19 protein-coding genes are annotated in these 20,084 nt (G+C 73.1%); 6 read left to right on the forward strand and 13 right to left on the reverse strand.

The window, feature by feature from the left end; all coding sequences use genetic code 11:
- The 3 genes from ACFY1J_RS31920 to ACFY1J_RS31930 are packed head-to-tail and all read right to left on the reverse strand — an operon-like array spanning position 1 to position 2,045.
- Positions 1-627, reverse strand: a complete 627-nt coding sequence (locus ACFY1J_RS31920; RefSeq protein WP_390710367.1) for a YigZ family protein — start codon at positions 625-627, stop codon at positions 1-3.
- Positions 628-681: 54 nt separating this feature from the next.
- The gene (locus ACFY1J_RS31925; RefSeq protein WP_390710366.1) at positions 682-1,224 is read right to left on the reverse strand and encodes a SixA phosphatase family protein; all 543 of its coding nucleotides are present in this window, start codon (positions 1,222-1,224) and stop codon (positions 682-684) included.
- Positions 1,221-2,045, reverse strand: coding sequence for a hypothetical protein (locus ACFY1J_RS31930; RefSeq protein ID WP_390732441.1), 825 nt, complete (start codon positions 2,043-2,045; stop codon positions 1,221-1,223). Before ACFY1J_RS31930 ends, ACFY1J_RS31925 begins: the two co-directional genes overlap by 4 nt.
- Positions 2,046-2,207: 162 nt before the next feature.
- Here ACFY1J_RS31930 and ACFY1J_RS31935 point away from each other — a divergent pair, with 162 nt between their 5' ends.
- Both ACFY1J_RS31935 and ACFY1J_RS31940 read left to right on the forward strand, forming a co-directional pair.
- Positions 2,208-2,615: a CoA-binding protein gene (locus ACFY1J_RS31935; protein WP_390710364.1), complete on the forward strand. Its 408-nt coding sequence runs from the start codon at positions 2,208-2,210 to the stop codon at positions 2,613-2,615.
- Positions 2,616-2,815: 200 nt separating this feature from the next.
- A complete protein-coding gene (locus ACFY1J_RS31940; protein ID WP_390732442.1) occupies positions 2,816-4,453 on the forward strand; it encodes an APC family permease in 1,638 nt (545 codons plus the stop codon).
- A 500-nt stretch (positions 4,454-4,953) separates the two neighbouring features.
- Here the strand turns inward: ACFY1J_RS31940 and ACFY1J_RS31945 are convergent, their stop codons facing one another.
- Positions 4,954-5,307, reverse strand: a complete 354-nt coding sequence (locus ACFY1J_RS31945) for an ArsR/SmtB family transcription factor (RefSeq protein WP_390710362.1) — start codon at positions 5,305-5,307, stop codon at positions 4,954-4,956.
- A gap of 62 nt (positions 5,308-5,369) precedes the next feature.
- On the opposite strand from ACFY1J_RS31945, the gene ACFY1J_RS31950 reads away from it, so the two are divergent.
- Entirely contained in the window at positions 5,370-6,458 is a 1,089-nt protein-coding gene (locus tag ACFY1J_RS31950; RefSeq protein WP_390710361.1) for a cation diffusion facilitator family transporter, read from the forward strand.
- 24 nt (positions 6,459-6,482) lie between these two features.
- Here ACFY1J_RS31950 and ACFY1J_RS31955 read toward each other — a convergent pair whose 3' ends face one another.
- Together ACFY1J_RS31955 and ACFY1J_RS31960 are read right to left on the reverse strand one after the other, a co-directional pair.
- Complete coding sequence (locus ACFY1J_RS31955) at positions 6,483-7,040, reverse strand: YbaK/EbsC family protein (protein WP_390710360.1); 558 nt, start codon at positions 7,038-7,040, stop codon at positions 6,483-6,485.
- A 43-nt stretch (positions 7,041-7,083) separates the two neighbouring features.
- Positions 7,084-7,656, reverse strand: a complete 573-nt coding sequence (locus tag ACFY1J_RS31960) for an XRE family transcriptional regulator (protein WP_363299947.1) — start codon at positions 7,654-7,656, stop codon at positions 7,084-7,086.
- A gap of 93 nt (positions 7,657-7,749) precedes the next feature.
- Between ACFY1J_RS31960 and ACFY1J_RS31965 the strand changes: the two genes are divergently transcribed.
- Positions 7,750-8,607 (forward strand): EamA family transporter, encoded by an 858-nt coding sequence (locus ACFY1J_RS31965; RefSeq protein ID WP_390710359.1) that lies wholly within the window; start codon positions 7,750-7,752, stop codon positions 8,605-8,607.
- A 1-nt stretch (position 8,608) separates the two neighbouring features.
- Here ACFY1J_RS31965 and ACFY1J_RS31970 read toward each other — a convergent pair whose 3' ends face one another.
- A complete protein-coding gene (locus ACFY1J_RS31970) occupies positions 8,609-9,406 on the reverse strand; it encodes an acyltransferase (RefSeq protein WP_390710358.1) in 798 nt (265 codons plus the stop codon).
- An 83-nt stretch (positions 9,407-9,489) separates the two neighbouring features.
- On the opposite strand from ACFY1J_RS31970, the gene ACFY1J_RS31975 reads away from it, so the two are divergent.
- Positions 9,490-10,023 (forward strand): gamma carbonic anhydrase family protein, encoded by a 534-nt coding sequence (locus tag ACFY1J_RS31975; protein ID WP_390710357.1) that lies wholly within the window; start codon positions 9,490-9,492, stop codon positions 10,021-10,023.
- A gap of 30 nt (positions 10,024-10,053) precedes the next feature.
- On the opposite strand, the gene ACFY1J_RS31980 is transcribed toward ACFY1J_RS31975, so the two are convergent.
- Positions 10,054-10,701, reverse strand: coding sequence for a DedA family protein (locus tag ACFY1J_RS31980; protein ID WP_390710356.1), 648 nt, complete (start codon positions 10,699-10,701; stop codon positions 10,054-10,056).
- Between the two features lie 252 nt (positions 10,702-10,953).
- On the opposite strand from ACFY1J_RS31980, the gene ACFY1J_RS31985 reads away from it, so the two are divergent.
- Positions 10,954-11,949, forward strand: a complete 996-nt coding sequence (locus ACFY1J_RS31985) for a YbhN family protein (RefSeq protein ID WP_390710355.1) — start codon at positions 10,954-10,956, stop codon at positions 11,947-11,949.
- 8 nt (positions 11,950-11,957) lie between these two features.
- Here ACFY1J_RS31985 and ACFY1J_RS31990 read toward each other — a convergent pair whose 3' ends face one another.
- The 5 genes from ACFY1J_RS31990 to ACFY1J_RS32010 are packed head-to-tail and all read right to left on the reverse strand — an operon-like array spanning position 11,958 to position 20,084.
- Positions 11,958-13,046, reverse strand: a complete 1,089-nt coding sequence (locus tag ACFY1J_RS31990) for a class I SAM-dependent methyltransferase (RefSeq protein WP_390710574.1) — start codon at positions 13,044-13,046, stop codon at positions 11,958-11,960.
- Positions 13,047-13,096: 50 nt separating this feature from the next.
- On the reverse strand, positions 13,097-14,281 hold the full coding sequence (locus ACFY1J_RS31995; protein WP_390710354.1) for a glycosyltransferase: 1,185 nt from the start codon (positions 14,279-14,281) through the stop codon (positions 13,097-13,099).
- On the reverse strand, positions 14,278-15,099 hold the full coding sequence (locus ACFY1J_RS32000; RefSeq protein WP_390710353.1) for an alpha/beta fold hydrolase: 822 nt from the start codon (positions 15,097-15,099) through the stop codon (positions 14,278-14,280). Before ACFY1J_RS32000 ends, ACFY1J_RS31995 begins: the two co-directional genes overlap by 4 nt.
- 3 nt (positions 15,100-15,102) lie before the next feature.
- A complete protein-coding gene (locus tag ACFY1J_RS32005) occupies positions 15,103-15,423 on the reverse strand; it encodes an acyl carrier protein (protein ID WP_390710352.1) in 321 nt (106 codons plus the stop codon).
- Complete coding sequence (locus ACFY1J_RS32010) at positions 15,423-20,084, reverse strand: beta-ketoacyl synthase N-terminal-like domain-containing protein (protein ID WP_390732443.1); 4,662 nt, start codon at positions 20,082-20,084, stop codon at positions 15,423-15,425. The genes ACFY1J_RS32005 and ACFY1J_RS32010 overlap by 1 nt, the downstream gene beginning before the upstream one ends.

Raw genomic sequence — 20,084 nt, forward strand, 5'->3', positions numbered from 1 at the left:
TCACGCGTCCCCGTAGGCCTCCCCGCCCAGTTCGAACCCCGCCGTCCCCGCGGTGACGTCGGCCAGCCAGGCGCGGAAGGCGTCCACGTCGGCGTCCGGCAGGCCGATCTCGATGGTGACCGCTTCGCCGTAGCGCACGTCGCGCACCTCGCGTCCGGTCGCGCGCAGATCGTTCTGCACCTTGCCCGCGCGCAGGTGGTCCACGGTCACCGTGGCCAGCCTGAAACGGCGCCGGGTGAGCGTGCCGAGCGCATCCAGGGCCTCGCCGACCGCCCCGCCGTAGGCCCGGATGAGGCCGCCCGCGCCGAGCTTGACCCCGCCGAAGTAGCGGGTGACGACGGCTACGACGTACCGCATGTCGCGGCGCAGCAGCATCTGCAGCATCGGGACGCCGGCGGTGCCGCCGGGTTCGCCGTCGTCGCTGGCCTTCTGGGTCGAGGCGTCGGCACCGATGACGTACGCCCAGCAGTTGTGGGTGGCGTCCGCGTGCTCCTTGCGGATCGCGGCGATGAAGTCCTGGGCCTCCTGCTCGGTGGCCGCCGGGGCGAGGGCGCACAGGAATCGGGAGCGGTTGACCTCTGTCTCGTGCACGCCGGCGTGGGCGACTGTGCGGTACTCGTCCTGCATCCGGACAGCCTATGCGGACTCCCGCGCCGGCCCGGGCGGCCCCCGCTCCCGTGCCTACTCCTTCTTCCCCCGCGGCACGATCACCGACGTCAGCAGCGCCGTGCCCGGGCCGAGTGCCTCCCAGCCGGTGCCGTGCCAGGCCAGGACGGCGATCGCGGAGGTCGGGAACTTCGTCCGCACCTGGTCCAGCGCGTCGTCCAGGCCGTCGCCCGCGAGGTCGAGGACCAGTTCCTCCAGGCCCGGGTTGTGCCCGACCAGCAGGAGCGTCTCCACCTCGGGCGGTACCTCGCGCACGACGTCCAGCAGGTCCTCCGCGCCGGCCGCGTACAGCCGCCGGTCGTGCCGTACCGGAGGGGGCGTGCCCCATTGGTCCGAGGCCAGTTCCCAGGTCTGGCGGGCGCGTACGGCGGTGGAGCACAGGGCGAGGTCGGGCAGGCAGTCGGCCTCGACGAGGGCGCGGCCGGCGGCCGGGGCGTCCCGACGGCCGCGCGGTGCGAGCGGCCGCTGGTGGTCGGGGACGCCCTCGGGCCAGGCGGACTTGGCGTGCCGCAGGACGACCAGCCGGCGCAGCGGGCCCACTCCCGCGCGGGCGATCACGCGAGCGTCCCGAGGTCGCGGGCGAGGTCGAGGCCCAGCAGACGGTCGGTGTAGGCGTAGGTCTCGAAGCGGGCGCCGTCCGTCAGGTCGGGGGCGGTCTCCACCCACCGCAGGACATTGAGTACCTCGGGCACGTCCAGATCGTCCTCCCATGCGGCCCGCAACCGCCCTCGTACCTCGTCGGGAATCGGCCGCGACGGCCTGCGCGCCCAGGTGGCCACGGCCTGCCGCCAGCGCGCGAGCGTCCGACCGGCCTCGTCGAGCGCGGCCGCGTCGAGTCGCACGGGGGTGGTACGCGGGCCGGCCAGCAGGGCGTAGCGCAGGGCTGAGGGGTCGGAGAGCAGGCCGGGGAGATCGGCGGAAGCAGCCGCGGAAGGCTCACCGGCCCGCGCCGCGGGGGCGCCGGTGGACGGCTCACCGGCCGGCGCCGCAGAGGCGCTGCCGGACGGCTCCCCCGCCCCGACGGCGGGAGCGACCCCGACCACGACCCCGTCCGCCGGCGCGGCAGCGCCGTCCCCCACGACGTGCACGATCTGTGCCTCGCCGAGCCCGGAGGCGAGGTCGTGGGCGTCCTCGAAGGGGTGGATGCCGAGGGTCGCGGCCGCCCCGCGGAGCTCGGCCTGGCGGCGGTGGCCGGTCAGCATCGCCCAGACGGGGGTGCCGCCGAGCTCCAGGGCCCGGACGAGGAGATCGGCGACCAGGAGCACACGCAGGGACGAGGGGTCGAAGGCCGACGCATGCGCCTCGACCCGGGTCAGGCCGCGGCGGGCGGGGGCGGCGTCGACGGTCTCGCCCGTTCGGGCGTCGGTGATGCGCAGCACGGGGCGAGCGTAGGCGGACGGAGGGCCGTACGTAGGCACTTGGTGCCGAATCCGGACACCGTGCCGCAAGATCGGGTACTCCTCCCGGCCGCTCGGGGGAATCGCGTTCCGGCCCGCGCTGTTGCCGCAGGCACACATTCCCGGAGCCCGAGGAGGCCGACCGTGTACGGCGACGAAGCGACGATCCGCAGGATCCTGACCGAGCTGGGTGACACCTGGGCGGTGGTCGGCCTGTCCTCGAACCGGCGGCGCGCGGCGTACGGCGTGGCGGAGGTGCTCCAGCGGTTCGGCAAGCGTGTCGTCCCCGTGCACCCGAAGGCGGAGACGGTCCACGGCGAGCCCGGCTACGCCTCTCTGGAGGACATCCCCTTCGAGGTGGACGTCGTCGATGTCTTCGTCAACAGCGACCTCGCCGGGCTCGTCGCCGACCAGGCGGTGGTCAAGGGCGCGAAGGCCGTCTGGTTCCAGCTCGGAGTGGTCGACGAGGACGCGTACGAAAGGACCCGAAACGCCGGGCTGGACATGGTGATGGACCGCTGCCCGGCGATCGAAATTCCTACTCTTCGGTAGTTGTCGCGCGATCTTCGCGCAATACGCAACTGAATACGCACATTCGTTATCAGGCGCTGACCTGTGTAAAGACCACCCCAACAGCAGCCCAAGCATTAGGTCAAAATTTGGGAAACGGTCTTTTGCGGCTCGCGAATGCGTCCCTAGCCTGTGGCCTCTTGTCCGTTAAACCTGTGTACAGATCTGAGAGGCCACTTGACATGGTGAATGTCGACCATGCCGTGCCCCAAGCCACGAAGGAGACCGGCGGCCTGCGGCGCGACGTCGGGCTGATCGGCCTGATGTGGGCCTCCGTGGGCTCCATCATCGGCTCCGGCTGGCTCTACGGCGCCGAGAAGGCGGTCGTGGTGGCCGGGCCCGCGGCGATCATCTCGTGGGTGATCGGCGCGGTGGCAATCGTGCTGCTCGCCCTTGTGCACGCCGAACTCGGCGGCATGTTCCCGGTGGCGGGCGGCACGGCCCGCTACCCGCACTACGCGTTCGGCGGCCTGGCCGGCATGTCGTTCGGCTGGTTCGCCTGGCTGCAGGCGGCGACCGTGGCCCCGATCGAGGTCGAGGCGATGATCGGTTACGCCGGTCACTGGAAGTTCGCCCAGGGCCTCCAGCACACCGACGGAACGCTGACGACCAGCGGCTTCGTCATCGCCGTCGCCCTCATGGCCGTCTTCGTCGGAGTCAACTTCTTCGGCGTGCGGGCGCTGGCGCACACCAACAGCGCCGCGACCTGGTGGAAGATCGCCGTCCCGCTCGCCGCGATCTTCATCATCGCGATCGGCAACTTCCACACGTCGAACTTCACGTCCGAGGGCTTCGCGCCGTTCGGCGCCAAGGGCGTGCTCGGCGCCATCAGCTCCAGCGGCATCATCTTCGCGCTGCTGGGCTTCGAGCAGGCGATCCAGCTGGCGGGCGAGAGCCGCAACCCGAAGCGTGACCTGCCGCGGGCGACCCTCGGCTCGGTCGCGATCGGCGCCGTGATCTACATCCTGCTCCAGGTCGTTTTCATCGCCGCGCTGCCGCACACCTCCTTCGCGCACGGCTGGGCCAAGCTCGACTTCCCCGGCATCAGCGGCCCCTGGGCGGGCCTGGCGACCCTGGTGGGCCTGGGCTGGCTGGGCTTCGTCCTCTACCTCGACGCGATCATCTCCCCCGGCGGCACCGGCCTGATCTACACCACCGCCACCTCGCGCGTCTCCTACGGCCTCGCCAAGAACGGCTACGCGCCGAAGGCGTTCGCCAAGACCGACGCCCGCGGCGTGCCGTGGTTCGGCCTCATCATGTCCTTCGTGACCGGCGTGGTCTGCTTCCTCCCGTTCCCGAGCTGGCAGGAGCTGGTCGGCTTCATCACCTCGGCGAGCGTGCTGATGTACGCGGGCGCGCCGCTGGCGTACGGCGTCTTCGCCGACCGCCTGCCGCACCACGAGCGCCCCTACCGGCTGCCCCTCGGCAGGATCGTCTCCCCGCTGTCGTTCGTGGTCGCCAACCTGATCATCTACTGGGCCGGCTGGGACACACTGTGGCGGCTGGGCTTCGCCATCGTCCTCGGCTATGTGCTGCTCGGCGGCTACGCCTGGTACGCCACGAGCAAGGGGCTGCCCGACGCTCCCCGGATGAACTTCAGGTCCGCCCAGTGGCTGCCCGGCTATCTGGTGGGCATGGGCGTGATCTCCTGGCTGGGCGGCTTCGGCGGCCAGGGCACGATTCCCATGTGGTGGGACATCCTCGTCGTCGGCGCCTTCTCCCTGCTGATCTACTACTGGGCCAAGGCGACCGCGGCGCGGCCCGAGGAGATCGAGCGCAGCATCGACGAGGTCGTGATCACCGACGCCCCGGCGCACTGACCGACGCACCGTCGACGGTGTCCCGTCCACCACGGCTGCCCTGCCGCGGCGGACGGGACACCGTCATGCAGGGGGTGCGGTGTCGCGAGCGGCGAGGCTGACGGGGCATCACCACTACGTCCGCACACAGCCGTTGCCGGTCACGGATCCGGTGCGTGAGTACACCGACGCACGGGGCGGCGGCATCCGTTTCGGCGTGCGGGACGTACGGCCGCACGACCCGGACACGGACCGGCCCGCGGTGTCGTACCTCTGCCCCAGGACGGGGCAACGCCGGCTGATGCACTACGAGCTTGTCGCCGGCTCCGGCACTGCTCGCCCAGGCGCCGCCGTCCTCCGTGTGCGGTTGGGCATCCATCCGCGCGGCTTCGCCGGTCACACGGCCCGCAGCCCCGAGGTCAGGCACCGCCGAGGCGAAGGGCCGAACCCGACCCGTGCGACGGCCGCCGCACGCTCCTCAGCGCGGCCGGCAGCCCCTTCCCACCTCACGAAGGAGCGGCTCAGCGCTGCGCTTCGCCCAGCCGGTGGTCCGCGACCTTCAGTGCCTCGTCGACCAGGCGGCGCAGATGTCCGTCGCCGAGTGAGTAGACCACCCGGCGGCCCTCCTTGCGGGTGTGCACGAGGCCCGCGAGCCGTAGTCGGGCCAGGTGCTGGCTCACGGCGGGCCGGGCCGCGTCGCACGCCTGGGTGAGCGTGGTGACATCGGCCTCCCCGGCCGTGAGCGCGTGCAGGAGCGTGAGACGGGTGCGGTCGCCGAGCAGGGCCAGGAGATCGGCGGCGAGCACGAACTGCTCGTCGCCGGGGGTACGCGGATGCGCATGATGCGCAGGTGATAGGTGCATGCGTGCGCTCATACGCACATAATGGTCTCCGTGGGCATCCCCCGTCCACCCCCGCGCACCGGAAGGTGATCGATGTGAGCGACCGGCACCACTCCCACGACCATGGCCATGCGCACGCGGACGCCCACGGGCACGGCCATGACCATGGGCACGACCACGCCCACACCCACCCCTCGACCGGTCTCCGCCACCGCCTCACCCATCTGTTCACCCCCCACTCCCACGAGACCGCCGACAAGCTCGACCCGGCCCTGGAGTCCTCGGCCCGGGGCATGCGAGCGCTCTGGGTCTCGCTGGCCGTGCTGGGCGCGACGGCGCTGATACAGGCGGTCGTGGTGGTCGTGTCCGGGTCGGTGGCCCTGCTCGGCGACACGGTGCACAACGCCGCGGACGCGCTGACCGCCGTACCGCTGGGCATCGCCTTCGTACTCGGCCGCCGCGCCGCGACCCGGCGCTTCACCTACGGCTACGGGCGCGCGGAGGACCTCGCGGGCATCGCGATCGTGCTGACGATCGCCGCGTCCGCGGCCTTCGCGGCCTGGGCGGCGGTGGAACGGCTCCTCGATCCGCGCCCCGTGGCGCAGGTGCCGGCCGTGGCCATGGCCGCCCTCGTCGGATTCGCGGGCAACGAGTGGGTGGCCCGGTACCGGATCCGGGTGGGCCGGTCGATCGGCTCGGCCGCGCTGGTCGCCGACGGTCTGCACGCCCGCAGCGACGGATTCACCTCGCTGGCCGTGCTGGTGGGCGCGGCGGGTTCGGCGCTGGGTCTGCAACTGGCCGACCCGCTCGTGGGGTTGGCGATCACCGCCGCCATCGTGCTGGTGCTGCGGGACGCGGCGCGCGAGGTGTTCCGGCGGGTGATGGACGCCGTCGACCCGGCACTGGTGGACCGGGCCGAGCGGGCGCTGCGGGAGGTGCCGGGCGTACGCGAGGTGGGCGAGCTGCGGCTGCGCTGGATCGGGCACCGGCTGCGGGCCGAGGTCGCGGTCGTGGTGGACGGCGAGGCGACGGTACGGCAGGCGCACGCCGTCGCCGTCGAGGCCGAGCACGCCCTGCTGCACGCCGTCCCGAGGCTCACCGCGGCGCTGGTCCACGCCGATCCGGCACCGGTGCCGGGCGAGGCGGACCCGCATCTGGCCCTGGCCCACCATCTGACGGGCTGAGGCCCGGCGCGCCGCGGTCCGGCGTCAGGCGATCCCCAGCCCCTCCAGCACCACCGCGCCCGGCAGCTCGGCGAACGCCTTGCCGGGCACGAGCAGCTTGCCGCGCCGGCGTCCGCTGCCGACCAGGACATAGGGCAGATCGACGACGGCGGAGTCCACCAGCACGGGCCAGCCGCCCGGCAGTCCGACCGGGGTGATGCCGCCGTACTCCATGCCGGTCTCCCCCGTCGCCAGGTCCATCGAGGCGAACGAGGCCTTGCGGGCGCCGAGTTGCCGGCGCACGACCCCGTTGACGTCGACCCGGGTGGTGGACAGCACAACGCACGCGGCCAGGGTGGTCTCGCCGCCCCGCTTGCCCGCGACCACCACACAGTTGGCCGACCGCTCCAGCAGCTCGCGGCCGTAGTGCTCGACGAAGACGGCGGTGTCGGCCCACTGCGGATCGGTCTCGACGTAGACGATCTGGTCGGCGGGGACGCTGCCGCGCCACTGGCGTACGGCGTCGGCGACCGGGCGGGTCAGTTCGTCCAGGCAGTCGGGGGCCGGTGTGGCCGTGTCGAAGTGTCCGATGGGTGCGCGCATGGCCGCACGCTAACAGCCGTGAGGCGGCGGCCGGCCGGACGTCTCAGGGGACGGGCGGCACCGAGACCGCCATCACCATCTCCATCGGTACGTCGCCGGTGTTGCCGTAGGTGTGGGGTGTGTTGGCCTCGAAGGAGGCGCTCGCGCCGGCCGGGACGCGGTAGTCCGTGCCGTCGACGGTGAGGGTCAGCTCCCCGGCCGTGACATGGACGAGTTCGACCGTGCCGGTGGGGTGCGGGTCGGAGGAGCTGTGCTCTCCGGGCATCAGGCGCCAGTCCCACATCTCCAGGGGACCGGGGGCCTCGGTGCCCGCGAGCAGCCGGTTGTAGCTGCCCGCGTCCGTGTGCCAGAGCCGTACGGCCTGCTCGGCGGGGACGATCCGGACCTTCGGGCCCTGCTCGTAGTCGAGCAGTGTGGTGATGCTGATGCCGAGGGCGTCGCCGATCTTGACGACGGTGCCGAGGCTGGGGTTGGTGCGGGCCTGCTCGATCTGGATGAGCATGCCGCGGCTGACGCCTGCCCGGGCGGCCAGCACGTCCAGGGTGAAGCCGCGCACCGCGCGCCAGTGCTTGACGGTGCGCGCCAGGGACTGGGTCAGCAGGTCGAGGTCCGACACTTTTCGTCCAATATTCTGGATGACATAGTTTAATTGAATGAACTACGGTGGGGTGCACCTGATCGTTCACCGAACTGTACTGCGAGGCGACCCGTGACAGCATTCTTCGCCCTGGCCACCAGTCTCCTGTGGGGCCTGGCCGACTTCGGCGGCGGGCTGCTGACACGGCGCACTCCGGCCCTGACGGTGGTGGTCGTCTCCCAGGGGATCGCGGCGGCCGTCCTCGGCGCGGTCGTCGTGGCGACCGGCGGCTGGACCGAGGCCGGTCCACGGCTGTGGTTCGCCTTCGCGGCGGGCCTGGTCGGTCCGGTCGCCCTGTTCGCCTTCTACAAGGCACTGGCCCTGGGACCGATGGGCGTGGTCTCCCCGCTCGCCACACTCAGCGTCGGCGTCCCCGTGAGCGTCGGTCTGTTCCTCGGCGAGCGTCCGGGGCTGCTGCAGGTCGCGGGCATCGCCGTCGCCGTGACCGGTGTGGTCCTCGCGGGCGGGCCCCAGCTCAGGGGCGCCCCCGTGCAGCGGCAGACGATCGTGCTCACGCTCGTCGCGGCGCTCGGTTTCGGCACGGTGTTCGCGCTCATCACCGAGGCCTCGACCACCGTCACCGGCCTGTTCCTGGCCCTGTTCGTACAGCGGCTGACCAATGTCGCCGTGGGTGGCGCCGCGCTGTACGTGTCGGTCCGGCGCGGCGGCGCCGCCCTTCCCGAAGGCGGCTTCCCCTGGGCCTCGCTGCCCGCGCTCGCCTTCGTCGGCCTCGCCGACGTCGCGGCCAACGGCACCTACTCGGTCGCCGCCCAGCACGGCCCGGTCACCGTGGCGGCGGTCCTCGCCTCGCTGTACCCGGTGGTGACCGCCCTGGCCGCACGCGGCTTCCTCAGCGAACGGCTGCGGGCCGTCCAGGCCGCGGGTGCCGGGCTCGCCCTGCTCGGGACGCTCCTGCTGGCGACCGGCTGAGTCAGCCGTCGGCCTCCAGCCGGGCCAGCCGCTCGGCGCCCTCCTCGTCGAGGTCCGCGAGGGCCCGCAGCTGATCCGGGGTGACACCGTCCGGGATCGGTACCGGCGCGGGTGTGCGCAGCGGCGGCTGCCAGCCGTCGCCGGGAGTCCAGCGCCGTACGACCCGGGCGGGCGCCCCGGCGACCACGGCGTGGTCGGGCACCGTCCCGCGGACCACCGCACCGGCCGCCACGACCACGTTCCGGCCGATCCGCGCGCCCGGCAGGATCACCGCGCCCGTGCCGATCCAGCAGCCCGGACCGATCTCCACCGGCTCCATCCGCGGCCACTGCCTGCCGATGGGCTCGTGCGGATCGTCGTACGAGTGGTTCGTGGACGTGACGTAGACGTACGGACCGAAGTAGCAGTCGCTGCCGATCGTCACCGTGGTGTCGGCGATGACATGGCTGCCGCGGCCCAGGACGACCCCGTCGCCGATGCGCAGGATCGGGTCGGGGCCGAGGTCGAGGTCGGGCATCAGGCCCGCGGTCAGGGTGACCTGCTCGGCGACGATGCAGTGGGAGCCCAGATGGATCCAGGGTTCGCCGAAGACCGTGCCGAGCGGGAAGGCGAGTCTGGTACCTGTTCCCATCGCGCCGAAGCGGAGGCGCCCCGGGTGCTCGGCGGTGACGGATCCCGTGCGCTGCACCCAGGCCCAGCCGGCGTGGACCGCCCGCTGGGCGATGCGGCGCCGCCAGGATGAGAACGTGTTCTTGGGCTTGGGCACCCGCTCACGGTACTCAGCGCCGGCTGTGCCCATGAGGCCGGACCCCTGTGATCTTCGCCCCACCGTTGGCGTACGGTGCGGGGGTACCGAACACGACGGGAGACCGGGAGACCGTGATGACGCACAAGGCGCTGATCGTGGGCATGGGCGGCAAGGACCCCGAGATCGACCCGGAGGCGTTCGTCGCGCCCACGGCCTGTGTGATCGGCGACGTGGTCCTGGACAGGGGGGCAAGTGTCTGGTATGGCGCGGTGGTGCGCGGTGACACCGAGCGGATCACCGTCGGTGCCAGCGCCAATGTCCAGGACAACGTCACGCTTCACGCGGACCCCGGGTTTCCGGTCACGGTCGGTGAGCGGGTCTCCATAGGGCACAACGCCGTGGTGCACGGGGCGACCGTCGGGGACGACTGTCTGATCGGCATGGGCGCGACCGTGCTCAACGGGGCGGTGATCGGCGCGGGCTCCCTGGTCGCCGCCCAGGCGCTGGTACCGCAGGGGATGGTGGTGCCGCCGGGGTCACTGGTGGCAGGGGTGCCGGCCAAGGTGAAGCGGGAGCTGACCGCCGAGGAGCGGGAGGGCGTCACCCTGAACGGCACCCTGTACGCGGACCTGGCAAAGGCACACCAGAACGTGCACGACAAGGCGTGACGCCCTGACGTCCTGGTCCTGCTCCCGGTCCTAGTCGGCGGCCGGGACGGGTTCCTGTTCCGCGGCCCGCTCGGCCGCCGCCTTCTTGGCCTTCCGCTTCAGCACCAGCATCGACGTCAGGCCGATCAGCGCGGCCACCACCAGGCCCAGATACGAGAAGCGCTTGAGCCAGTCCTCGGCGACCACGCCGACGTAGTAGATGACCGCCGTGGTGCCGCCCGCCCAGCAGATGCCGCCGAGGACGTTGGCGATCAGGAACTTCCAGTACGGCATGTGCAGCACACCCGCGAGCGGGCCGGCGAAGATCCGCAGCAGGGCGACGAAGCGGCCGAAGAAGACGGCCCACATGCCCCACTTCTCGAAGGACCGCTCGGCGGTGGCGATATGGCCCTCGCCGAAGTGCCGGGGGAACTTCTTGCCCAGCCAGGCCAGCAGCGGGCGCCCGCCCTTGCGGCCGATCGCGTAGCCGATGGAGTCGCCGACGACGGCGCCCACGGTCGCGCAGGCACCGAGAACGATCGGGTTGATGCCCGAGTGCTGCGAGGAGAGCAGGGCCGCCGACACCAGGACGATCTCACCCGGCAGCGGGATACCCAGGCTCTCCAGACCGATGACCAGAGCCACCACGGCATAGACGGCGGCCGCCGGCACGGTGTCGAGCCATTCCTGGACGTGCAACGCCGGTTCCTCCCCTGTCGCGTCCTTGCTTTCCGGACGTCACCCGTAAGACGCGCCCACAGGAAGGCTACCTGCTCGCCGCGCGACGGCAGCCGGGCAAGCCCCGTCACCACGGCACCGTCCCGCCGACGGTCCTTCGGTTTTCGGACATCCGCATGTCACACGGAACGGGAAAGCTCCCCCGCGGTTCCCCCCGCCGCCTCGCATCTCCCGGTCCCGCCGCGCGGCCCGATGCGGAAGGACGACGTGCCCGTGTCCTCGCTGTCCTCGCTCTCCTCGACGTCCCCTCTCCGCCCCGACGCGCCCGCGCACCCGATGGCCGGCCGTCCCGTCCGGCTGGCGCTGTGCCTGAGCCCTCTCCTGCTGGCCGGGATCTGGGGACTGACCAACCGGTCCCTCGTCCACGAGGGTGTCGCGCGGCTGGTCGCGGCCGACCCCTGGTGGCTGCTGGCCGGCGGGGGCTTCACCTGCCTGGGCTGGGTCGCGGCCTCGTGCGTCCGCCAGGGCGCCGTGCCGGACCGGCTGCCGCCCGGGCTGCTGCTGGCCTCGCAGTTCGCCGCCGGGGCCGCGAACCACGCGCTGCCCGGGGGCATCGGCGCGCACGCCGTCACCGTGCGCTTCCTGCGCGGCCGCGGGGTACCGCTCGACCGCGCCACCGCCTCGATCGCCCTGTACTCCCTGGCCAAGTCCGTCGCGAAGGCGATCGTGCTCGTGGTGTTCCTGGCGGCCTCCCCGGCCTGGCGACGGCTGGGCGAGTTGCTCCCGGACGGGGGGACGCTCGTACCGGTGCTCGCCGTCGCCGGCACCGGTGCCGCCGTCGCCGGGGTGGCCCTGGCCGTCGTACGTCCGCTGCGCCGCCCGGTGACGGGGCTGCTGCGCACCGCCCTGGCCGACGCGCGCCTGCTGCACACCCGGCCCTGCCGTGTGCTCGCCCTGTGGGGCGGGGCGGCCGCGATGCCGCTGCTCCAGGGTTGCGTGATCGCCTCGGTCGGGGCCGCGCTGGAGCTGCCGGTCCCCTGGGCGCACGTGGTCCTCGCCTACCTCGCCGCGGGCACCGCGGTGGGGGCGGTGCCCGCACCCGGGGGCCTCGCGGTGGACGCGGCGCTGGTGTTCACGCTGGCGGCCTTCGGCTCCCCGGTGGCCCTGGCCACGGCGACCGTGATCGGCTTCCGGGTGCTGACGGACTGGCTGCCGTTGCTGCCGGGGGCCCTCGTGCTGTCGGCACTGATCCGCGCCAAGGTGCTCTGAGCCCCGGCTCAGTCGCGCCGGGCCACCAGCCGGTAGGCGTTGGACAGCCCCAGACGGTGCGAGAGGGGCCGTACCGCGAACCGGTCGAGAACCGTGCCGAGGGCGAGGACGGGCACCCCCGCGAGGACCACGGCGGTGCGCAGCCCGCGCCGGACCGCGCCCGGCGGCTGCGCCAGCCACGGCGCGTCCTCGCGCGGGGCGGTGTGGTCCAGGGCCAGCCAGACCGCGGCGAGCAGATCCACCGGGTCGTGCGGCTGCGCGTGCTGCTCCGCGACCACCGTGAATCCCAGGTCGGTCAGACGGCGGCGCAGATTGGCGACGGGCACGAAGTGCAGATGCTGCGGCTGGAGCCAGGGCAGCCACCAGCGGCCCAGGAGGCGGGCATAGCGGCTCTGAGGGTCCGGGACCTCGATGAGCAGATGGCCGCCGGGCCGTACGACCTCGTGCGCGGCCCGCAGCTCGCGGTCGGGGTCGGTGCTGTGTTCCAGGTAGTGGAACATGCTGACCACGTCGTAGCGGGCAGTGAGTTCCGGGGCGAGCTCCGGGAAGGAGCCGCGGTGGCCGTGTTCCACCCTTCCCTCGCGTTCGGCGAGCTCTACGCCGTCCGTGAAGTCCAGGCCGTCGAAGACCGTGCCGGGCAGCACCTCACGGGCGGCCTCGCAGAAGTGGCCGTGGCCGGTGCCGACGTCCAGCCAGTTCTTCGGGGTGGGGTCGTGCGGCAGCATGGATTCGGCGCGGCCGCGGTACATCTTGGTCCGGCCGCCGAAGGTGCCGCTCATCTTCTGCTCGCCGAGGCCGTCGTAGAAGTCGCGGTAGTAGAACTCCAGACCGGCCTCGTTCAGCCGCGGGTTCTGGAAGGTGTGCCCGCAGTCCTCGCACCGGTCGAGCTCGAAGCGGCCCGGCTTGTGCTGGAGCAGATCGGTGGTGCGCAGCCGGGTGGTCAGCCGCTCCGAGCCGCACCAGGGGCAGCTGGTGCGCCGCGGCTCGAAGAACCGGCCCACGCCGTCGGCCAGATCGGCCTGGTAGCCGGGGCGCAGGGCGGCGATGCGCGCGGCGCGGTCGGGGGCGTGGGCGGACTCGGTTTCGGTTGCGTCCATGGGCTCGCTTCCGCCGTTCGACTGTGTCTTGTCGCTCATCGCGTCTCCGCTCATGGCTGTCGGTCGTGCCCTCGGCCTGTCCCGAGCCGTTCCAGGTGGGTCGCCGCCGCGTGGGCGCCGCCCGCGGTGCGGAACGCCGTGCGCAGGCGGGCGGCCGCCTCGCGGTGGGCGGGTTCGTGCAGGACGGTGTCGAGGGCCGCGCCCAGCCTGGGTGCGGTGACCCGGCCGAACCTCACCCTGATGCCGGCTCCCGCGTCGACCACCTGCGCGGCCACCACGGGCTGGTCGTCGCGGATGGGGGCGACGACCAGCGGAACCCCGTGCCACAGGGCCTCGCAGACCGTGTTGTGCCCGGCGTGGCAGATCACCGCGTCGACCCGTGCCAGGAGCGGGAGTTGGGGCACGGCGGGCAGGATCAGTACGTCGCTGTCGTCGCCGGTCGCGGCCAGGGTGCCGCCCGGATCGACAAACACCGCCTGTACCCGGTCGGCCCGTTCGCGCAGCGCGGTCAGGGACTCGGCGAGAAACCGGCCACCGGCGTCGGCGTTGGCGGTGCCGAGGGTCACCAGGACCTTGGCACGGCCCGGATCCAGCCAGTCCCAGGGGAAGCCGGGCTCGGCCGGACGGTCCGCGATCGAGGGGCCGACACAGCGGATCGCCTCCCCCTTCTCGCCCGTGGGGCCGACGAGTTCGGGCGTGGTGAAGGCCAGGACCAGGTGTGGTGAGAACCGGGGGTCGGCGGTGCCGGAGGGGTCGCCGATGCGTCCCCGCAGTTCGGTCAGCCGCTCCCGCAGCCAGGCGGCGACCCTCGGCATGCCGTCGTACGCGTCGGTGAACTCGGCCGACGTGGTGGCGGAGGTGGCCCAGGGAAGCCGCAGGCGCTCGGCCACCAGGGCGCCGGCGAAGGCCTGTTGGTCGGCGACGACCACGTCCGGCCGGAAGCCGTCCACCGCCGCCCGCACGCCCGGGGCCATCGCGTCGGCGAGCGGTACCAGGTACCACTCCCACAGGAACTTCAGCGCCTCCGGGCCACGCAGGTCGGGCGGCCGCTCGACCCCCGTGACACCGTCGCACGGGAACACGTCGGCGTCCGCTCCCGCGAGCCTGCGCACCAGCCCGGGATCGGCGCACGCCCATGCCACCCGGTGCCCGCGCGCGGTGAGTTCGGCGGCGACGCCGACCGTCGGGTTGATGTGCCCGACCAGGGGCGGCACCACGAACAGGAACCCGCTCACCGGGCCTCGGCCCCCACCGGCCGGCCCCCGCTCGCCGTGCGGATCAGCTCCAGGATGTGCCCGCCGACGGCCCCCGGCGCCTCCACCAGCACCGAGTGCTCGTGCCCCGGCAGCACCACGGACCGGAAGTCCCCGAGCAGCGTCTTTTTCAGGGACACCAGCTCCACCAGGTCCGAGTCACCGCCGTAGACCCCGAGGACCGGGCAGCGCACGGACCTGATCTCGTCCTCGGTCAGCACGCGGCTGGCGGGGATGTCCCGGCCGAGGGTGGTCTCCCTCGCGAGCCGCGCCGCGCCCTTGGCCAGACGGGCCGTGTTGTGGCTGCGGTGGGAGGTGATCCAGGCGATCGCGTCGGGCTCGTTGTACGCCAGCTCGGTCACCACCCGGTCCAGGATGCCGCCCAGTTTCGCCGCCCAGGCCGCGGTCGCCGGCTCGGACTCGATCAGGGTGAGGCTCGCCGTCCGCCCGGGGTGGCGGGCCGCCCAGCCGAAGGCGATGGTGCCGCCGTAGGAGTTGCCGACGAGATGGACGGGGCCGGTGACGTCCAGCCGGTCGAGGAGCGCCTCCAGGTCGTCGATGTTGTGGTCGAGGGTGTAGCCGCTCCGCGGGCGTTCGCTGCGGCCGTGACCGCGCAGGTCGTACATGACCACGTCGATGCCCGCCACGGCGAAGGCGGGGGCCACGGTGAAGTAGTAGCTGGCCAGGCTGTCGGTGAGCAGCCCGTGCACGAGCACCGCGGTCGCGACCTTCGGGCGCCCCTGGCGGGGGCCCATTCTCTGTACGTGCAGCCGGATGTCACCGGTGTCGACGATCGCCATGTGTCAGCCCGCCTCTGCGGCCTTCAGGCTCTGCACCACGTGCTCGACGAGCCTGCCGACGGTGAGTTCGATGATCTCGTCGAAGTCCATACCGGCGAGGAACTCCGCGAAGTTGACCCGGTCTCCGTACCGCTGTTCCAGGAGGCCCGCCAGGGTCACCAGGTCGATGCTCTCCAGTTCCAGGTCACGGTTGAACGTGGTGCTCATGCCGATCTCCACGTCCTCCTCGCCGTACTCCTCCAGGAGGATCAGGAGCATGCCCCTGATGTCGGCGAGCACGGCCTCCTCGTCGGCGGGTTCGGTGGTCGGCTGGATGGGGTTCATCAACGGTGCTCCTCTTCGTCCGATGCCGCTGCGGGCAGTTCTCCGGCCTCCTCCACCGGTCCCGTCGTCCAGGCCACGACGTACTCCCGGTCCGGCAGTGCGGGGGTGTTGCGGACGGATCGGCAGTGCACCGTGTACGCGCGTTCCAGACGGCCCGAGACCAGCAGGCGGCCTCCGTCCGGAGCCGCGTCGAACACCGCGAAGTCCCGGGGCCGTCCGCCGAATCCGGTGCCCTCCGCCTTGGCCACCGCCTCCTTCGCCGCCCAGAACCGGGTGAACCACAGCGGCTCGGAGTCCTCGCCGTCCGCGCACCGGGCGCGCAGGAGCCGGAGTTCGTCGGCGCCCAGGGCGGCGGCGAGGGCCGCCGGGTCGCGTTCGCTGACCTCTTCGATGTCGATACCGGGGCCGGGACCGGGGGTGTGGGGCCGTACGATCGCCACGGCGGCCTCGGCGCGGTGCGCGAGGGAGACGTCCAGCGGGGGCAGGGCGCGGCCGTGCTCGCCGGTGACGTACGGGCGGCCCAAGTCGTCGTTGCGGACCCGCAGTTCGGCCGGGAAGACGGGCCCCTCGCCGTGCTCCCACAGCCACCGGCGCACCGCGTCCTTGGCGGCGATCCGGCCGAGCAGCCACTGCCGGCGGCCGCGCGGGGCCTGCGCGGCGTACTCGGAACGCTCCGCTCCGCCGAGTGAGTTGCGCATGATCAGCTCGCGCGACGCGAGGTCCGGCCACCGCTCGTGCAGCAGCGACCAGCCGCCGGGGCGCGGTTCGGAGAGGGTGTTGCGCTCGGGGAAGCGTTCGACCGGGCGGGTCTGCGGGTCGTTGTCGAAGCGTCGGTCCTGCCAGCCGGTGAGCTGCGCCCACACCCGGCCCGCGACGGTCAGCTCGATGTCCGCCTCAAGGAGGGTGTCGGCGAGCGAGGTGATGCGCACCAGGCACTCGACCTGCGTGCCCGGCCCCGGATGCGGCCCGTAGAAGCGCATGTGCCGCATCTGCACGGGGAAGACCACGGTCCGTTCGGTGCGCGTTGCCATGATCCAGTAGCCGAGGATCTGGCCCACGTTGTCGAGCAGGGCGCCGGGGGCCGAGGGTGTGGTGATCACCCCGCGTATGTGCTGCTCGCCGATCGCGGTGAGTTCCGTGACGCCCTGGAAGGCCGGGCCGTGGAACATCCAGCGCTCTTCGTAGAGCTGGGCGGCGGTGTGGTCGGGGGTGCGTTCGGGGCGGGGCGGCTCCGTGCGGGCATGGGGCGGGGCGGGGTGGGCCGCGGCCAGTTCGACGAACGCGCGGGCCGTGGGGCCGAAGGTGACGGTGAACCGGTTCGGGTCGTGGGGGGCCCGGGTGACGGTGACCGGGACGTCGACGGCGGGCGTCGCGGTGAGCCAGCGGTCGAAGCGCGCCCCGTGCACGGCGACCGCCCGCATGCCCGGTGCGGCCCGTTCCGCCGCGTCCATCATGTGCCGCACGATCGTGGTCGCCGGGACGACGGGCCAGCGGTCGGCCACGTCCGGCCAGCCGGGGCGCTGCGGGAAGAAGCAGTGGTCGAGGAGGTGGGGCATGGTGTGCGGGGACACGCGGAGGGTGGTCTGCCAGGTGTCGGGGGTGGTCGGTGGCTGGTGGGGCGTGGAGCTGCCGTGGGGCGCGGTCGGGGTGGTGACCGCCCCGTGCACAGGCTTGGCGGGCGCCTCGGGGCGGACCGCGGTCGGAACGTAGGCCCTGCTCGGTGGGCGGTCGGCCGCGCCGATCAGCGTGGCCGCCATGTCCGCGGTGTCGCGCAGCAGCGCGCTCAGCTCGGCGGCCACGGGGAAGCGTCCGGCCACGGCGTCGAGGGGGGACGGGGTGGGATCGGCCGCGCCGACGCGTACGGCAGCTGCCGGCGCCGGGGATGCCGTGCGCAGGTCGGTACGGAGCCCGGCGAGGACCCGGTCGTCGAGGGAGACCAGGGCTCCCCCGAGATCGAGCCGGACCGGTCGGCGCTCGGGGACGCCGCGACCGGCCGCCCGGGCGGCCGGGGTCGGCAGTGCCGGTGCCACGCTCGCCCCCGCCGTCCACAACGCCGCGGCCACGCAACGGAGTTGGGACAGGCCCGGGCGGTGCGGTGAGTTGGCCGCGACGGCCAGGTGGTCGCGGTCGCCGAGCGTGTCGCCGATGAGGGAGACGAGCCTGCCCGGGCCGGTCTGGACGAAGGCGCGGTGGCCGGCCGCGTACAGGGCCTCGACGAGCTGCCGGAAGCGGACGGGTTCCAGCAGATGCCGGACGAACAGCTCACGGACCGCGGCCTCCCCCTCGGGGAAGGGTGCCGCGGTCGTCCCCGACCACACGGGCACGGTCGGCGGATGGAGCCGGAACCGGTCCGCCGCCTCCTTGATGGGCGAGAGGTACGGCTCCAGCATCGGCGTGTGGAACCCGGACCGGAACGGCAGCACCTGGCAGATCACGCCCTGGGCCCGGAAGGACCGTACGAACTCCTCCACCGCTCCGTCCGGCCCGCACACCATCGACTGGCTGGGGGCGTTGTCGTGGGAGAGCACGATCCCGGCACCCGCCCAGTCCTCGCGCAGGGCCGCCCGGACGCGCTCGGCGGACGCTCCGACCGCGCCGAAGGTGAGGCCCGGCACGGTCACCGTGTCCGGGTCGAAGTCCGCCATGAACGCGTCGACCTGGTCGCCGGAGTACAGCCCGGCCACGGCCATCGCCGTCCACTCGCCGACGCTGTGCCCGGCCACCGCGTCGGGGACGACCCCTATGCGGCGCAGCGCGGCGTCGAGGAGCCGCCCGACGCCGACGACACCGAATCCGTGCCGGCCCACGTCCGCGACCCGCACCTCCTCGTCGGCGGGAGCGACCGTGGCGAGGCCGAAGTGGGCGGCGATGTCGTCGACGCGGGGCGCGAAGTCGCCTTCGAGGCCGGGGAAGACGAAGGCGAGCCTGCCGTCCGCGCCGCCGAGGAGCGGCCCGGGGCGGAACCACACGTCGTTGCGGCCCTGCCAGGCGCGGCCCTTGGCGACCGCTCGGCGGGCCAGGGCGAGCCGCTTGGCGGTCGGTGCGACGATGCCGAGGCGGGCCGGGCCCGCGTCCGGGTGTGTGCGGGCGGCGTCGAGCCCGGAGGCGAGGACTGCAAAGTCGTCGGTGTCCAGGGCGGCGGCCAGCCGCTCGGGGCTGTCGGCGGCGAGCAGGAGGACACGCTCGGCTTCGGCGACGGCAACCGTGGCTCGGGGCCCTGGGCTCCCCGTGGACCGCGCGATCGCGCCGGGTGCTTCCTCCAGCACCACATGGGCGTTGATCCCCCCGAACCCGAAGGCGTTCACCGCTGCCCGCCGTACCGGCCGCTCGGGGCCGGTCTCCCAGGGGACCGCCTTCTCCAGCGGGCGGAAGCGGGTGCCCGCGAGAGCAGGGTGCGGGGTGTCGCAGTGGAGGGTGGGCAGCAGGGTGCGGTGGTGGAGCGCGAGGGCGGCCTTGACCAGTCCCGCGACTCCGGCGGCCGGCATGGTGTGGCCGATCATCGACTTCACCGAGCCGATCACCGCGCGTTCGTCGCCGTACGCCTCGCCCGGCCCGAACACCGCGGTGAGGGTGGCCAGTTCGGCGGCGTCCCCGGCGGGTGTCGCGGTGCCGTGCGCCTCCAGGAGGCCGACCGAGCCGGGCGCGGCGGGGTCGAGTCCGGCGGCCCGCCACGCCTGGCGCACGGCGTGTGCCTGACCGCCGGGGTCGGGGTTGACCAGTCCGGCCGCGCGGCCGTCGCTGGCCACGCCGGTGCCCCGGATCACCGCGTAGACGCGATCGCCGTCGCGCTCGGCGTCCGCGAGGCGCTTCAGTACGACGATGCCGGTGCCCTCGCCGATGAGGATGCCGTCGGCGTCGCGGTGGAAGGGGCGGATGCGCTGGCTCGGGGAGAGCGCGCGCAGCTGGGAGAAGACGCTCCACAGGGTGATGTCGTGGCAGTGGTGCACTCCCCCGGCCAGCATCAGATCGCAGCGCCCGGAGGTGAGTTCGCCGACGGCCTGGTCGACGGCGACCAGCGAGGAGGCGCAGGCCGCGTCGACGGTGTAGGCCGGGCCGCGCAGGTCGAGCCGGTTGGCGATCCGGGACGCGGCGAGGTTGGGGACCAGGCCGATCGCGGACTCGGGGCTCGTCGGTCCCAGACGGTCGGTGAACGCCTCATGTACCCGGGCCAGTTGACTCGATGTCAGGTCGGGCAGCAGCTCGCCCAGGGTGCGGACGAGCTGGCCTGCGGTGCGGACCCGCTGGTCGAGCCGGACCAGTCCGGGGGTGAGGTAGCCGCCCCGGCCAAGGACGACCCCGACGCGGTGCGGGTCGGGCAGCCGCTCCCCGGCCCCCGCGTCGGCGAGGGCCGCGGCGGCCACGTTCAGCGCGATCAGCTGGTCGGGCTCGGTGCCGGGCACCGAGGCGGGCATGATGCCGTAGCGGGTGACCTCCACCTCGGCCAGGCCGTCCACGAAGCCACCGCGCCGGCAGTACACCTGGTCGGCCACGGCGGGCCCGGCCGCGGAGCCGGGGCGGTAGTAGTCGGTGTCCCAGCGGGCCGCCGGCACCTCCCCGATCGCGTCCACGCCGTCCCGCAGATTGCGCCAGTAGGCGTCGAGACCGGCGGCGCCGGGCAGCAGCACCGCCATCCCCACGATGGCGACCGCGTCCTGACGCAT

Source organism: Streptomyces sp. NPDC001406 (assembly GCF_042895285.1).
Taxonomy (GTDB): domain Bacteria; phylum Actinomycetota; class Actinomycetes; order Streptomycetales; family Streptomycetaceae; genus Streptomyces.